Raw genomic sequence first — 14,484 nt, 5'->3', positions numbered from 1 at the left:
TTTCTTCTTTATTTTCTGACAACCTTACCAGATCCGGAAACATCGGCATTGATAGACGGATTACCCTGATGATATACGCGCCCACTGCCACTGATATCAACATCCAGCCGATCTTCAACATTCAGCTCTGCCCTACCGGAGCCGGAGATGTCTACGTCAGCCTCCCTTGTGGTCAGATCAAAGCTATTGTTTCTGCCAGACCCGGAGATGGATACATCGTGCCGGCTTGCTACTCCAGCTGCAGTAATTGTGCCAGAGCCACTAATGCGGGACTTCAGGCGGTTAGCCGCCAGCCGCAGCTTTATGTCACCAGAGCCGGAAACGCTGGCATCAAACTCGTCGCTTTCAAACACATCCTCCAGTTCCACATAACCGGAGCCTCCTACGCTTGCTGTGTTAAGTTCTGGTGTGGTAAGGTATACCTGCACTGGCTCATGGTCACGCAAACAGCGGTTAAAGTCAATTTCCCAGACACCATTCCGAACTTCTGTTTGCAGTTCATCCAGCACATTAGGCTGCCCCTTCACCTCTACCCGCTGCGGAGAACCTTTCCGTATAAACACCCGCGAACTGCCCCCAACACGTATCCCTTCCAAAGCCGCTACATCCACAGAGCGTGTTTCTACGTCTCCTTCACCTTTCAGGCACATTCCTCCGCCATCGCAGGAAATGAATAATGGGGAAAGCAGCAGGAGGAGAAGTAACCTTGAATATTGCATAGCGCTACTATTTTAGGCAAAAAAATGGTTTAAGTAGCAATATATCGAAAAAAATACATATAACCCATAAAACAAAAAGCCACACCTCTTAGTAGGTGTGGCCTTAAATTATAAAAGAGGGTTTAAGAGAGGTGCCCTACACGTTGTCCCCGCTTGTTCACCAGATAACCTTCTTCGGTTACAAAGACAGTATCCATCATCTTGCTCTGGAAATAGTAAGGGTAATCTGGGTTGTTTGTTTTAGCCAGCTTCCCAATCACTCTTACACCGTCTTCCGTCATATGCACCAGGTTCAGCCTTGTGGTCACATAAAACTGCTCACGGGGAGCTTTGGTAAAGTTCACACGGGTCAGCACACTTCGGCTATCCATCGACACACGCTGCGTACTTGCTGCCTGACGCTGTGTGGCAGCAGGCCGTTGCTGTTGTGCAGAAGCTATCTGGCGTTCTGCTGCCGGTCTTGTACGCGGCACAATTGCACGCTGGTCTGGCTGTGGCCCCTGGGCACTTGCCAGCAGTTGGTCGTTTGCGCTTTTCCAGCCTTTGCTGATGGCTGCTAAACGGTATCTTTTGCCAGGATGTGTCCTGGAGTTTTCTTCTTCTGAAAGCAGGTCAATAGCGGCCTGCGCATCAGCCATACTTGCGCCCATTTTGCGCAGCACAAAACCTGAGAACTCATCAGCCTCCAGTTCATCTTCCGGGTTGCTACCGCTTCTGGACATAGTATGCCCGTTCAGGTGATGCCCAATTTCGTGTGCCAGGATACTTACGCCACCCCAGTCGGTATGTACAGCGTTGTTGATTTTAGACAAAAAGCTGTCGCTGTACAGGATGTAGCGCTTGCCGTTATAAACGACAGCAGCGGCATTGTCTATATCTGCGGCTCTAAGTTCGAAGCGGGGTTTCAGCCCCACCACATTAATAATTTCCTGCACAATGTCGCGGGTATCAGCAGGGGCTGTAACATCAGTAACCGGAGCAGCAACGGTAGCGGCAGTGGCTACCTGTCCCAAAACCGGAGCTAGCACCAGGCCCATCATTACGGCAAATTTCTTTATGTTTATCATAGGTTGGTTTTCTTGAATAAAGTACGTGCGCTGTAAATGTAAAACGGTAATTCGCAGCTGATATTTTAATAGCAAGTACTTTGCCAAAATGTTCCTCTAATCCACTAATCCCCTTTTTAATGTATTTTCCCGGCTCCGGATCTCAGGGTTTCCCTCTCTTTCAGCATTCCTTTCTATTTTAGCAGGAAAATCCTTTTGCTATGCTCGTCCTGTTTGTGCTGCTCTACCTGCTCTTTAACATTGGCATTGGCTACTGGGCCTCGCGCCGTGTGCACAACACCACTGATTTCCTGCTGGCAGGCCGCCGGTTGCCGTTTTACATTTCCACTACCGTTGTGTTCGCAACCTGGTTTGGTTCCGAAACGTTGCTGGGTGCCTCCTCTGAATTTGCGTCGCATGGCTTACTCGGTGTCATCGAAGATCCGTTTGGAGCCGCGCTGTGCCTGGTGCTGGTGGGGCTTTTCTTCGCTAAGCGGATTTACCGCATGAACCTGCTCACACTGGGCGACTATTACCGCATACGCTTCAACAAAACCACCGAGCAGATTGCCGCCTTCTTCATGGTTATCTCCTACTTCGGCTGGATTGCGGCGCAGATGGTGGCATTAGGTATTGTGATGAACCAGGTGTTTGGCATTTCCACCGTAGCGGGCATCCTGATAGGCAGCGGCATCGTTATCGGCTATACCTTTCTGGGCGGTATGTGGTCTGTGTCCATCACCGACTTTGTACAAACGGTGATGATCATCGGCGGTTTGATATTTATCTGCTGGGACCTGCTGCGACAGGTACCGCTGCAGGAGGTAACAGCAGGGCTGCCGGATAACTTCTTCCGTTTTGTACCCGATGAGCGTGGCGCTGTCAGCTGGCTCAATTACTTCGGCCTCTGGATTACCATCGGGCTTGGCTCTATTCCGCAGCAGGATGTATTTCAGCGGGTGATGTCGGCTAAATCGGAGCGGGTGGCGGTGGCGGCTTCCGTTAGTGCCGGGTTCCTGTACCTGACGGTGGCTTTTATACCGCTGCTGCTGGCCCTCTATGCTAAACATCTGTACCCCGGACTAATGCAGCAGGACGCACAGTTGCTGGTGCCGGGGCTTATCCTGCGGTCGTCGTCAATGCTCGTAAAAGTACTTTTCTTCGGAGCACTTATTTCCGCCATTATCAGCACGGCCAGCGGCGGCATTCTGGCTCCTGCTTCTATTATGAGTGAGAACATGCTGCGCCCGCTGCTTAAAAACGTGACGGATACCCAGCTACTGCGCCTCTCCCGTTTCAGTGTGTTAGTGGTGGCGGCTGTTTCGCTGTCGATGGCGCTGCTGCGCAGCAATATCTATGAGTTGGTGAGCGAATCGTCGGCGCTGAGCCTGGTGAGTCTTTTTGTGCCGCTGGTGGCGGGCATGTTCTGGAGCAAAACAAATTCGGCTGCTGCAATTGGTTCTATGCTGGCCGGAATGGGCGTATGGCTGCTGGCGCTATACTTTGAACCCGAGGTGAACCCAATGCTGTATGGACTGGCTGGAAGTATAGCTGGTTTGTTGCTGGGGCAGGTTGTGGGTCAGAAAAGTGCAATGAAAGAAAGGCACAAGAGTATGGCTGAGCCAGGAGCTTTTTGATAGCACCTGGCTTTTGCAGGTTAAGCATGAAAGCAGTATCTTGTTGCCACTTTGTCAACATCCGCCTACAGCAATTGGAAACAACTCAGGAAACAACTGTTTATCTCGACACACCAGAACTCAAAGTATACTCCAATACTTCCCTTAAATTTATCGTGTTACAGGCTTCTGGCGTTGTACCAAGTGATATTTACCGCCAAGGCCTCTCCCTCGCTACCGAAATTGCCATAAAAGAGCAGTTGCTCTTCTGGCTGGTGAACAACCGGGAGGGCGGAATCATTACGCCAGCAGACCAGATATGGGCGAATGAAGTATCTGCCCCCTTGCTTGCAAAAGGTTCCTGCATCAGGAAAATGGCGATTATTGAACCGAAGGACCTGCACAGCAAAATCATTCTGGAAGACATGATGGACAAAGCCAGAGACGTATTTCCTTTTGAAATGCAGTTTTTCGGGGATGTCCCAAGTGCTCATGCCTGGTTTCTGGATACGGAGGCTACGGTTTTTCGTACTGCAGCGGTTTCTGCTGTTACTTCATCGGAGGGTAGGGCCAGTTTCTGAGGCTTTAGTTACCGTTGCTAGCTACCTTTTTTTCTGTTAATAATAATTTCTAGATTAGAGAAGGAAAAAAGCAATTGCAGGGACTATTCTTTTACTTCTCTAAATTATCTGCCCCATACGATTCGACAGGAGGTCATCAGTAGTTCGTAAGGGCTATGCAACTCTTCTACTCTATCGGCTATTGCACATCTAACCTACTTTCTTTTAAACAGGAATAAAAAGTTACTCCCTTAATCCTATATACTAACTACTCCTGGGTCCGGACACTGTAATATATTTCGGCAGTTCCACCTCCCCTACCGGCGTCTGCACAGTGGGCTTTATCTGGAAGATTAAGTTCTGGCGCAGGTCCCTTTTCTGGGAAAGCAGCGTCATCAGTTTGGAAAGGCCTTCGTAGTTTCGCATACCTTCTGCCTCTGACATTAGGACTGACGTCTGAATCGGGAGCTCGTTCAGGCCATCGTGCAGGTGCATGGGCTCCTGCACTACGCCCTGCAGCGTTTCTTCGCCATCCACCAGCAGTTGCCACTTCATTTCTGTAATGGTCATTTGCCGCACCTCTTCCGGCTCCTGCATTTGTACCTGCAGGTATAAGGTGGTGCTGGCACGCAGCGTATTGTTTGAGATAGACGCTAACAGACTGTCGCCTTCGCTGGTGGTAAAGTCATTCGGTCCGCGCTTCTTCATTACGTCCACACCGTTCAGTTGCAGGTCGTGCACCTCTTGCAAGCTATAGTTTGCTTCTGTAAATGCCTTTAAATCGCTGGCCTGCTTGCATCCAGAAAACAGCACAACCACTGCCAGAAGCAGGCTGTAGATAAAACTGTATTTTCTCATCCTCCTAATCTTTAACTCCCCTCTTACTAAGCAAATTACGCACCATCCAAAGAATGGATCACCAATATCAGGAGAAAAGATTTATACCTTCTTTTGTTCTGCCTTCTCTCCTCCCCCTGGTAGATGACAAGGTACAGTTTTGTGAAAGCGAGTCTGGAGACTCTTACCCACTATACGTCACGGGATAGATTCCCGCGCCAGGTCAGGAGACGGTTCCGCACATGCTATATTCTGGCATAAAGCAAAAGGAGCCATCTGTGCGGATGACTCCTTTTTATGGCCAGGATTTACTGAAAGCGTAGAAATTATGCCGTTGTTTCGTCTTCTGAATAATAACGGCTGCTTTCTTAGGCCCGATTCTCAATCAATTACTTAGGGTGTGAACACCACCCGCATGCAATCGTCTGTTTTCTCCTTGAACATCTTATATCCTTCAGGGCTATGGTCCAGGCCCCACTTATGTGTGAGCATGTAGGAAGGGTCTACCTCACCAGCCGCAACCCTGTCTAAGAGCTGCGGAATGTACTTCTGCGCAAACATCTGCCCCATTCTTAATGTTAGCGCCTTGTTCATAGCTGCTCCCATGGGGAATTTATCGAGCAGGCCACCATATACCCCCACGATGGATACCGTACCGCCTTTTCGGCAGGCCATGATGGCTTGTCGCAGGACTGCTGGTCTACCTGTCTGCAGGCGAAGTGTCTGTTTGGCTTTGTCGTAGTACTGCTCCACACCGGTGGTGTGTGCCTCCATGCCCACGGCATCGATACAGCGGTCCGGCCCACGCCCGCCGGTCATTTCTTTCAGCGCCTCCAGTATGTCCACCTCTTCGTAGTTCAGTGTTTCCGCTTTGGCAAACTGTTTGGCTTTTGCCAGTCGATCCCTGAACCGGTCGATGGCGATAACGCGTCCGGCACCTAAGAGCCAGGCACTCTGCATCGCCATCTGGCCTACACCGCCAGCACCCCATACCACTACCGTATCGCCGGGCTCTATACCGCACATGTCTGCTGCCATAAACCCGGTCGGGAAGGCATCGGAGGTGAAGACAGCGGCATCGTCTGTTACGCCTTCCGGCACCTTAAAGGCACCGTTATCCGCATAAGGCACCCGGATATACTCTGCATGGCTGCCGGCATAGCCGCCAAAGGCATGGGAATAGCCAAAGATACCTGCACCGGAGTAGCCGTAGGCTTTTTCCAGGATCTCCGGGTTTGGGTTTGAGTTATCGCAAAGCGACCACTGGTCTGTCTGGCAGAATTCGCAGCCGCCACAGCCCAGCACCGATCCTACAACCACGCGGTCGCCTTTCACTAATTTCTTTACGCCGGGGCCAACCTCTACTACTTCTCCCATAAACTCATGCCCGATAATATCCCCCGCTTTCATTGTGGGTACATAGCCATCGAGCAGGTGCAGGTCAGACCCGCAAACCGACGACATAGTTACTCTCACAATGGCATCGCCCGGATTCAAGATAGACGGATCTGGCACACGTTCTACCCGAAGGTCGTTGATGCCGTTCCAACAAAGTGCTTTCATAGTTTTATTTTTAGATTGATAGAATATAAATCACCGCGCTTTCTTAGCGCGCTCCTGCTGGCTGGCCTTCAGTGGTGGTCACTTCTCCTGTCTCCATGAGTTGCTTAAAGCGGTGCAGGTCGTTCTTCACCATCTGCTCAAAGGCAGGGTTCAGCAGTTTGGCTAATTGCCCTCCCACTGCACCAGCAGGTGGCCTGTAGGAAATAGTGGCCTGCACAACGGTGCCTCTTTCGGCAGGTGCATCCATAAACCGAACCTCCCCGGCGTTATCCACATCAGAGCCAGGCAGCGAGCGCCAGGCAATAAGTGTATCCGTTTCCTCCTGAACAACGTCTGCATCCCACTCCACTGTACCCACGCCTTTTGGTATCCTGGCAACCCAATGGGAGCGTTTCGGGCCCTGCTGGCGGACATCCTGCAGGTGCTGCATAAACTGCGGCAGGTTTTCGAGCTGGCGCCAGAACTGGTATACTTCGCTGCGGGGCCTGTTGATAGTGAGGCTGCGGGTAATATCGATGGAAATGTCCTGCTCGTCTGCCGTATCACGACCAACCATGCTGTTCATGGGGCAATAGCCCGTAGAGCCTCTGTAGAGCAAAGCGCCCCCGGCTGCAGCCAGGATCAAACCACCAAAATTAGGCTTGCGCAAGCCATAGTAGGCCATCAAAGCACCTCCCACCACAGAAGCGATACGCTCTGTTGTTCCTACGTTCATGTGGCTGGATCCAGTGGCTGGCGGCAGGATATGCTGCGTATCAAGCACATCAGACATTTTTGATTTGTAAGTATCCATATCTTTTGTTTTTCTAATGGATACGCATTCATTTACTATTGAAGTTGCTTTTATTACTATTTAAATTACAGCATTCACTTCTTTATACATAAAAAAGCGTTCCAGGCATGAGTCTGAAACGCTTTAAGTTGTTGAAGTATGTAATTATTTTACTCTAAACAGGTAGGCCAGCGAAATACCAAAGCCTCTGTTCTTCACGCTACCGCCCCCTCTGTTTTTGTCTATATTTGTAAATCCATGACCATAGCGCACATCAAAGTTAAGCGCTCCCGGGCCCATATCGTAGCTAACACCGATACCTACACTTGCACCTAGCTCGAAGCGATTCACTTGTCCGTGAAAGTCAATTTCATAGTTGTCTCCATCTGCCACTATTTTGCCACTCATTAAGTAGCTTAATGTTGGACCAGCAGTGGCAAATCCCCTAAAGGGGCCCTCACCAATAGATACCTTAGCCAATACAGGAATCTCCAGGTAATTGTGTTTCCTGTAAATGGTATGATTACCACTTGGAAAAACACCACCTTCAAATGCTGACATATCGAATTGGTAGCCTTTCTGCACATACAGCAGTTCAGGCTGCAGCGAGAACATATCGTTTATGCCATAGTTCAACACAGCACCAAACTGAGTGCCTGTATAGTAATCAATTGCTTCTTTTGCCTGTTCTTTTGCATCATCGTTTTCAAAATCCGGAAGCGATTGTGTGGCAATATTGACTCCCGCACGGGGACCTACAGCTATGGTCTGTGCTTCGGCAGCAAAAGAAAAGCCTAATGCCGCTGCTGCAATTATAAATAAGTTTGTTTTCATGTTATATCTTTTTCCGAAGTTATAACAAATAATTATATATAATAAAATATCTATAAATTTCTTACCTGTTAAAACTGTAACAACAGCGCCATACTTACAGTTGCGCTATTTTTCTGAAACAATTACAAGCAACAGGCCCGGCTAAAGTATAACCGGGCCTGTTGCTTGTAATTGTTTGCTCTTATACTGCTACTCTGTTATTGCACCTGCCGATGCAGCCGGTACAACTTGCCCTCACTGCCATAACTGAGCACCAACAGCTCATTGTTCTGATCCTGCCCGAAAGAAGAAACAGGAAAGCCGGTGGTAAGAAGCAAGGTATTGTCAGCCTTTGTGCCATTCTGGTTTACTGTTAAGGCCCATACCTTGCCGCTGACATAATCTGCGTAGATGTATTTGCCCTGCAGCTCCGGCATTGCCGTTCCCCGGTATACAAAGCCGCCTGTAATAGAAACACCATCAGCATGCGTATACTCATGCACAGGTTTAATAAGACCTGTTTCGTCGCAGTTGGATTTTGGGTTAAAACAGTCTGACCCTTCCATTACCCGCCAGCCATAGTTACCACCGTTCTCGATGATGTCTATTTCCTCTATCCTGTTCTGCCCCACATCCGCTGCCCATAGGCGGCCGGTTTCCTCATCAAAGGAAATCTTCCAGGGGTTGCGAAGGCCGTAGGCGTAGATTTCCTCCCGGTAGCCTTGCGTGTTATTGGCGAATGGGTTATCAGCCGGAATGCCATAGTTGCGGTTGCCCGAGGTGTTATTTACGTCGATGCGGAGAATCTTGCCAAGCAGTTTCGACCTGTCCTGGGAATTGTTCTGCGGATCGCCGCCACTGCCGCCATCGCCTACTGCTATGTATAAATAGCCGTCTGGCCCAAATGTTACTTTGCCCCCGTTGTGGTTGCGGTAAGGCTGCCGGTACGTCAGGAGTATTGTTTCGCTACCTGGGTCAACCTGCCCCGTGTTACCTGCCGCTGCTTTAAACCGAGATATCCTGGTCTCTAGCGGGCTGCCGGAGGTATAGTTGACGTAGAAGTAGCCGTTGTTCTGGAAATCGGGGTGAAATGTCAGGCCAAGCAAGCCCATCTCTCCCCCTGACACTACCCTGTCGGAGATATCGAGGAAAAGGTTTTGTTTTGTAGCGGCATTCTCGCTGCCCGGAAGCCAGAAGATTCTCCCCTCCTGATCAACCACATACAAGCGGCCTTGGCCCTCGTTCACCCAAACCGCCTCTACCGGGCCATCGAACTCAACATTGGGGTATGCCTCCTGCAGCTCATACTGCGCGTCGGCAGGTTGTGCACAGCCTAGCAGCAACAGCATGACCAGCAGGTGGTTTAAATTAAATAATCGCATATAGGTGCTCATTTGATTTTTTAACAGAATTGTATAGCAAATCATACGGCATCGCAGTGGCAATGGGTGTGTTAGGGCATGTTAAAGCAAAAGATGGTGGATGTAAAACCACTGTATAGTTTACTGCTGTTTATGTGTAACTGATGTTAAGTATAGGTACTATGAGAAAGTCTCCCTTCGAAGAAGTCTTTTCTTCGGGGTAATAAGCTGCAGTGCCACACTTTGCTTAAACGCCCTCGCTCTTATATACATTTTTGAGTCCCTGCCCAGTCGAATTACAGGCTCGATATCATTTTTGGACACAAGTTTGAAAACATGCGCCAGTGAGGAGATACCAATTTAGGAAAGCAAAAGGCCCTGCACGAATTACGTACAGGGCCCTTCTCTATTTAAATGTGATTGCTTTTACTTGAACCTGCCTTTCAGTTGGGCAAGCTTCGCCTGGAAATCATTCATCGGCTCGGCCTCCTTTTCTTTTCTGGCGTCGCCTTTTCTAGCACCACCACCACCTGCTGGTTTGGCAGCAGCAGGATCACTTTTCATGCTTAGTGAGATACGCTTGCGGTTCTCATCCACCTCCAGCACGGTTACCTCTACCTTCTGCCCCACTTTCACGGCATCGTGCGGGTTGCTTATGAAGCGGTCAGACAGGTGGCTCACGTGTACAAGTCCGTCCTGGTGCACCCCAATGTCTACGAAAGCACCGAAGGCGGTAATGTTGGTCACGATACCTGGCAGTTTCATACCGGTACGGAGATCTCTCATTTCATTCACGCCTTCTGTAAAGCTAAATGCCTCAAAAGTCTCGCGTGGGTCACGGCCTGGTTTTGCCAGTTCGCTCACAATATCCTTCAACGTTGGCAAACCTACTGTGTCGGTTACATACTTCTTCAGCTCAATTTTCTTGCGAAGCTCGTCATTCTTAATCAGGTCCTGCACCGTTACGCCCAGATCTTTTGCCATCTGCTCCACAATCGGGTAACTTTCCGGGTGCACCGCAGAAGCGTCCAGCGGGTTCTTTGCATCGCGGATACGCAGGAATCCTGCTGCCTGCTCGAAAGCTTTATCACCTAAGCGGGCTACTTTTTTCAACTCCGTGCGCGTGCGGAAAGGTCCGTTCTGGTTACGGTACTCTACAATGTTCTGCGCCAGCGCCGGGCCAAGACCCGACACATAGGTCAGCAACTGCTTGCTGGCGGTGTTTACTTCCACACCCACAGCGTTCACGCAGCTCATCACCACATCATCCAGTGTGTGCTTCAGGGCAGACTGGTCCACGTCGTGCTGGTACTGGCCAACGCCAATCGATTTGGGATCTATTTTCACCAGCTCTGCCAGCGGATCCATCAAGCGGCGCCCGATAGACACGGCACCACGCACCGTCACATCCTGATCAGGGAATTCCTCGCGGGCAACGTCCGAAGCAGAATAGATGGATGCACCGCTTTCATTCACCATCACCACCTGTACAGTTTTGGGCAGGTTGAGGTTATTCACAAACGTTTCTGTCTCGCGGCTGGCCGTACCATTTCCGATGGCGAGGGCTTCTACATTAAACTTATCAACCAAGTACTTCACGTTCTGCCCTGCTTCCTGCGCCTTGTGCTGGCCGGTGTGTGGGTAAACCGTCTCGTTGTGCAGCAACTTGCCTTGCTTGTCCAGCACCACCAGCTTGCAGCCGGTTCTGAAGCCAGGGTCCAGCGCCAATACTGTTTTCTGACCCAGCGGGGAGGATAATAACAACTGGCGCAGGTTATCGGCAAACACACGAATGGCTTCCTCGTCGGCACGCTTCTTAGAGCTAAGCCGAACTTCTGTTTCCATGCTCAGCTTGAGCAGGCGCTTGTAAGAATCTTTCGCTGCCAGACGCACCTGCTCTGCCGCAGCGTTATTGCCTTTCACAAACATATCCTCCAGCTTCGCCAGGGCAGCTTCCTCCTCCGGTTGCGCACTCAGCATCAGCACCATTTCGGACTCGCCGCGGCGCATGGCTAGTATGCGGTGCGAAGGGGCTTTCTCAATCGCCTCATCCCACTCAAAATAATCCTTGAACTTCTGGCCTTCTTCCTCCTTGCCCATCATCACGCGGCTTTTAAATACCCCCTTCTTCTCGAAGAGCTGTCGCATAGCAGCACGTGCCTCGGCATTCTCGTTCATCCACTCGGCCATAATATCACGGGCACCGGCCAACGCTTCGGCTTCATCTTTTACCTCTTTTTCTTCAGAGATGTAGTTGGCAGCCTCCGCGGTTACATCGAAGTTCTCCTGCTGGAAAATACGCTCGGCCAGCGGCTCCAGCCCTTTCTCGCGGGCGATGGTGGCACGGGTGCGGCGCTTCGGCTTATAAGGCAGGTAGATGTCTTCCAGGGCGGCCATTGTTTCGGCAGCCATTATACGTGCCTCCAGCTCCGGCGTCAGCTTCTCCTGGTCGCGGATGGATTTGAGGATACTCTCGCGGCGCTTGTCCAGCTCGCGCAGTTGCTCCATCCTGTCGCGGATAGCGGCAATCTGCACTTCGTCCAGTGAGCCGGTCACTTCTTTGCGGTAACGGGAAATAAAAGGTACTGTCGCTCCCTCATCTAACAAAGTGGACGTAGCTTCCACTTGCTTGATGGTGATGGTAAGTTCGGAGGCGACCTTTAAAAGATGGTCAATGTTCTGTTCCATATATTTTTTAGATACTAAAGACAATTGAAAGACGCACAGGTCTCATGAGAGAAGGCACAGGACTTGCTGCATAGAATAAACTGACATCAGGGTACTGCTATTTAAGTAAAGTAAGAGAAGCAGCATCCTGAAATCTATGCCGCATTCCTGCTGATATGCCTGAAGAAAGGAAGATATAGTCCCTGCCCTGCTGTCGCTCTCCTGAACATGTGCTGAATTACCTAGGTTATAGAAACGTCAAATTTAAAGTATATTGCCATAACTAGAAAGATTAACCTGATGAGATTGTAGCATTGTAAAATATTTGAAGCATTTGCTAACACAAATCGGTTATATGTTGTTTAGCCATACTGCCTTAGCAAAATACCGCATTCATAAAATCACCCAATTCATAAACTACGCAGGATTGAACACTGCCACTGCATCTAAAAAGAAAACCTCCCGAAGCTGGTACTGGCTGTTATTGCTCCTATTGTTGCCTGCCTGCATGGTACAGCGCATAGACCGTACGCCTTACCAGCAAACTGACTATTACCAGGAGACGCTTGCCAGCCTGAACAGCCACCCGGCCACCATCACAACCGGCGACACGCTGGAGGTTGGCTGGGCAAAAGTAAACATCACGCCGCCTGCACCTGCGCCACTCGCGGGCTACGGCAAACGGCTGGGCATGGACTATGAGGAAGTGCACGATACCGCCTGGGTACGCACCTTCGCTTTTGATAACGGCCAGACAGAAGCCTATTTCGTTTCCCTGGACCTGCTGATAGTACCCATGCTGGTGCTGCAGGAACTGGAGAAGCAATACCCGACACTGGGCCTGAAGCCGGAGCAGGTATACCTTTCTGCCACCCACAGCCATACCAGCTTTGGTGGCTGGGGCCGGAAAATTGGCGTGAAGCTTCTATCAGGAGAGTTTGAAAAAGAAATTGTACAGCAACTGACGCAGCAGATAGTGCAAAGTATACAGCTGGCGCGGCAGAACCTCACCCCCACCCGTGTAGGATACGGCAGCGCCAATGCGGCCAGTATGGTTAGAAACCGCCTCACCAAATCAAGGGAAGACAGGGACACAGAACTGCGCTTCCTGAAGTTTGAGCGCCCGGATGGCACTACTGCCGTGCTTTCTTTTTTCTCGGCGCATCCCACTACCCTCCCCTCTATGCAGCCCATCCTCTCCCGCGACTATCCCGGCGTGCTGGTAGACGCCCTGGAGGAAAGAATAGAATTTGCCGCTTTTTCGGCAGGCGCTGTAGGCAGCCACAGTGCTGTTCACTTTCAGGAGGCTCCCTTTGGGGGTATGGAGGAAGTGGGAGAACGTCTCGCTACTATCCTGCGGCATGATTTGCACCAGGTAGAAACTGACTATATTTATACGCTTGGCTATAACCGAGTCCCCCTGTTGTTACCGGAGCCACAGTGGCGCATCTCTGAAAACCTGCGCCTGGCACCCATGCTGTTCAACTGGTTGTTTGGGAAGCACCCGGCTTATGTTACCAGCCTTCAGTTAGGCGACATTGTGCTGGTAGGTGCCCCTGCTGATTATTCCGGTGAATTTATGGACGAGTTGGAGTCTGCCGCTGCAAAGGAGGGTTTAGAGGTTATCGCCACCAGTTTTAATGGAGGCTATATTGGCTATGTTACGCCAGCAGAACACTACAACCTGGATAAGTATGAAACCCGGAGTATGAGTTTCTACGGTCCCCACAGTGGAAACTATCTAACGGAGATGCTTCAACTACTGCTGCGCCAGCATGCTACTGCTGGCCCTGCTTTACCGCCTACAGAGATAAATTAAATTTATATCAGCAAAAGTATATGGCAATGCCTTGGTGATTTAAAAGTACCCGTAGCATCTATACACTTATCCCACCAGAATATACCATACATGAAAAGAGGCTGCCTGAAACAGGTAGCCTCTTTTTGTCTGTGACACTGCTTTTTGAAGCGTGCAATTTTAAATCTATTTAGCATTTAATACCTCCGAAATACCACATCTCTGCGGCAATACAATTTACTGTTGCTGCTTGCACGGCTGTATGGCCAGTAAAATGCAACCAACTTCCTGATTATAATTAATATTGCAATGCCATTCTTGATAAAATCATAAACATTACTCCCGCTATAACAGTTTATATTACTATAGGTAAGTGATTTACACTTTCGATTTAGTACAAAACAGCAAAAGAGATATGGAACTGATACCGATAGATTTACCAAATTTTATTTTCTTAACAATTATAGGCGTGTACATGATGCTGCTCGTGTTTATCCTGACATGGGTGTATCATGATGCAGAGCAGCGGGGAGTGAACGGACTGCTCATTACAGCAATTGCCTTCTTTTCCGGTACCATCTTTGGCACCCTGGCCTGGCTGGTGCTAAGACCAAAACTGAAACCACAGCCAATTCCGGTCAGAAGAAATTAAGCACTTCATAATACGAAATAAAAGTGCCAACCTCCGGCTAAGGTATAGCGGCTATTTTTTTATCTTTGAAGATAACAGAA

General features: G+C 49.8%; 12 protein-coding genes. 4 read left to right on the top strand and 8 right to left on the bottom strand.

The window, feature by feature from the left end; all coding sequences use genetic code 11:
* Positions 1–8 precede the first annotated feature (8 nt).
* Both DXT99_RS06035 and DXT99_RS06030 read right to left on the bottom strand, forming a co-directional pair.
* The gene (locus tag DXT99_RS06035) at positions 9–719 is read right to left on the bottom strand and encodes a head GIN domain-containing protein (RefSeq protein WP_115564638.1); all 711 of its coding nucleotides are present in this window, start codon (positions 717–719) and stop codon (positions 9–11) included.
* Positions 720–841: 122 nt separating this feature from the next.
* Positions 842–1,786, bottom strand: coding sequence for a M48 family metalloprotease (locus tag DXT99_RS06030; protein WP_115564637.1), 945 nt, complete (start codon positions 1,784–1,786; stop codon positions 842–844).
* Positions 1,787–1,986: 200 nt separating this feature from the next.
* Between DXT99_RS06030 and DXT99_RS06025 the strand changes: the two genes are divergently transcribed.
* Together DXT99_RS06025 and DXT99_RS06020 are read left to right on the top strand one after the other, a co-directional pair.
* Positions 1,987–3,402 carry a sodium:solute symporter family protein gene (locus DXT99_RS06025; RefSeq protein ID WP_115564636.1) on the top strand — a complete coding sequence of 472 codons (1,416 nt, stop codon included), beginning with the start codon at positions 1,987–1,989 and terminating at the stop codon, positions 3,400–3,402.
* A gap of 26 nt (positions 3,403–3,428) precedes the next feature.
* A complete protein-coding gene (locus DXT99_RS06020) occupies positions 3,429–3,962 on the top strand; it encodes a hypothetical protein (protein ID WP_147294177.1) in 534 nt (177 codons plus the stop codon).
* 243 nt (positions 3,963–4,205) lie between these two features.
* Here DXT99_RS06020 and DXT99_RS06015 read toward each other — a convergent pair whose 3' ends face one another.
* From DXT99_RS06015 to DXT99_RS05990, 6 genes are all read right to left on the bottom strand, one after another.
* Positions 4,206–4,799 carry a hypothetical protein gene (locus DXT99_RS06015; RefSeq protein WP_115564634.1) on the bottom strand — a complete coding sequence of 198 codons (594 nt, stop codon included), beginning with the start codon at positions 4,797–4,799 and terminating at the stop codon, positions 4,206–4,208.
* A 372-nt stretch (positions 4,800–5,171) separates the two neighbouring features.
* A complete protein-coding gene (locus DXT99_RS06010; protein WP_115564633.1) occupies positions 5,172–6,341 on the bottom strand; it encodes a zinc-dependent alcohol dehydrogenase in 1,170 nt (389 codons plus the stop codon).
* 43 nt (positions 6,342–6,384) lie between these two features.
* Positions 6,385–7,134, bottom strand: coding sequence for an SRPBCC family protein (locus DXT99_RS06005; RefSeq protein ID WP_115564632.1), 750 nt, complete (start codon positions 7,132–7,134; stop codon positions 6,385–6,387).
* A 144-nt stretch (positions 7,135–7,278) separates the two neighbouring features.
* Positions 7,279–7,947, bottom strand: coding sequence for a porin family protein (locus DXT99_RS06000; protein ID WP_115564631.1), 669 nt, complete (start codon positions 7,945–7,947; stop codon positions 7,279–7,281).
* Positions 7,948–8,144: 197 nt separating this feature from the next.
* The gene (locus DXT99_RS05995; protein ID WP_181885043.1) at positions 8,145–9,308 is read right to left on the bottom strand and encodes a PQQ-dependent sugar dehydrogenase; all 1,164 of its coding nucleotides are present in this window, start codon (positions 9,306–9,308) and stop codon (positions 8,145–8,147) included.
* Positions 9,309–9,713: 405 nt separating this feature from the next.
* Positions 9,714–11,975 (bottom strand): Tex family protein, encoded by a 2,262-nt coding sequence (locus DXT99_RS05990; protein ID WP_115564629.1) that lies wholly within the window; start codon positions 11,973–11,975, stop codon positions 9,714–9,716.
* Positions 11,976–12,381: 406 nt separating this feature from the next.
* Here DXT99_RS05990 and DXT99_RS05985 point away from each other — a divergent pair, with 406 nt between their 5' ends.
* Positions 12,382–13,773 carry a neutral/alkaline non-lysosomal ceramidase N-terminal domain-containing protein gene (locus DXT99_RS05985; RefSeq protein ID WP_246000469.1) on the top strand — a complete coding sequence of 464 codons (1,392 nt, stop codon included), beginning with the start codon at positions 12,382–12,384 and terminating at the stop codon, positions 13,771–13,773.
* 394 nt (positions 13,774–14,167) lie between these two features.
* Positions 14,168–14,404, top strand: a complete 237-nt coding sequence (locus tag DXT99_RS05980) for a hypothetical protein (protein ID WP_115564627.1) — start codon at positions 14,168–14,170, stop codon at positions 14,402–14,404.
* The last annotated feature ends 80 nt before the right edge of the window (positions 14,405–14,484 follow it).

The sequence above is a fragment of the Pontibacter diazotrophicus genome (assembly GCF_003367245.1).
GTDB lineage: Bacteria > Bacteroidota > Bacteroidia > Cytophagales > Hymenobacteraceae > Pontibacter > Pontibacter diazotrophicus.
This window is presented reverse-complemented; position numbering and strand designations above follow the sequence as displayed.

Excerpts from the sequence above, each read along its gene's own strand:
- DXT99_RS05980 (WP_115564627.1), top strand. The coding sequence starts at position 14,168 with ATGGAACTGATACCGATAGATTTACCAAATTTTATTTTCTTAACAATT.
- DXT99_RS06020 (WP_147294177.1), top strand. The coding sequence starts at position 3,429 with ATGAAAGCAGTATCTTGTTGCCACTTTGTCAACATCCGCCTACAGCAA.
- DXT99_RS06015 (WP_115564634.1), bottom strand. The coding sequence starts at position 4,799 with ATGAGAAAATACAGTTTTATCTACAGCCTGCTTCTGGCAGTGGTTGTG.
- DXT99_RS06000 (WP_115564631.1), bottom strand. The coding sequence starts at position 7,947 with ATGAAAACAAACTTATTTATAATTGCAGCAGCGGCATTAGGCTTTTCT.
- DXT99_RS06025 (WP_115564636.1), top strand. The coding sequence starts at position 1,987 with ATGCTCGTCCTGTTTGTGCTGCTCTACCTGCTCTTTAACATTGGCATT.
- DXT99_RS06035 (WP_115564638.1), bottom strand. The coding sequence starts at position 719 with ATGCAATATTCAAGGTTACTTCTCCTCCTGCTGCTTTCCCCATTATTC.
- DXT99_RS06010 (WP_115564633.1), bottom strand. The coding sequence starts at position 6,341 with ATGAAAGCACTTTGTTGGAACGGCATCAACGACCTTCGGGTAGAACGT.
- DXT99_RS06030 (WP_115564637.1), bottom strand. The coding sequence starts at position 1,786 with ATGATAAACATAAAGAAATTTGCCGTAATGATGGGCCTGGTGCTAGCT.
- DXT99_RS05995 (WP_181885043.1), bottom strand. The coding sequence starts at position 9,308 with ATGCGATTATTTAATTTAAACCACCTGCTGGTCATGCTGTTGCTGCTA.
- DXT99_RS05990 (WP_115564629.1), bottom strand. The coding sequence starts at position 11,975 with ATGGAACAGAACATTGACCATCTTTTAAAGGTCGCCTCCGAACTTACC.
- DXT99_RS06005 (WP_115564632.1), bottom strand. The coding sequence starts at position 7,134 with ATGGATACTTACAAATCAAAAATGTCTGATGTGCTTGATACGCAGCAT.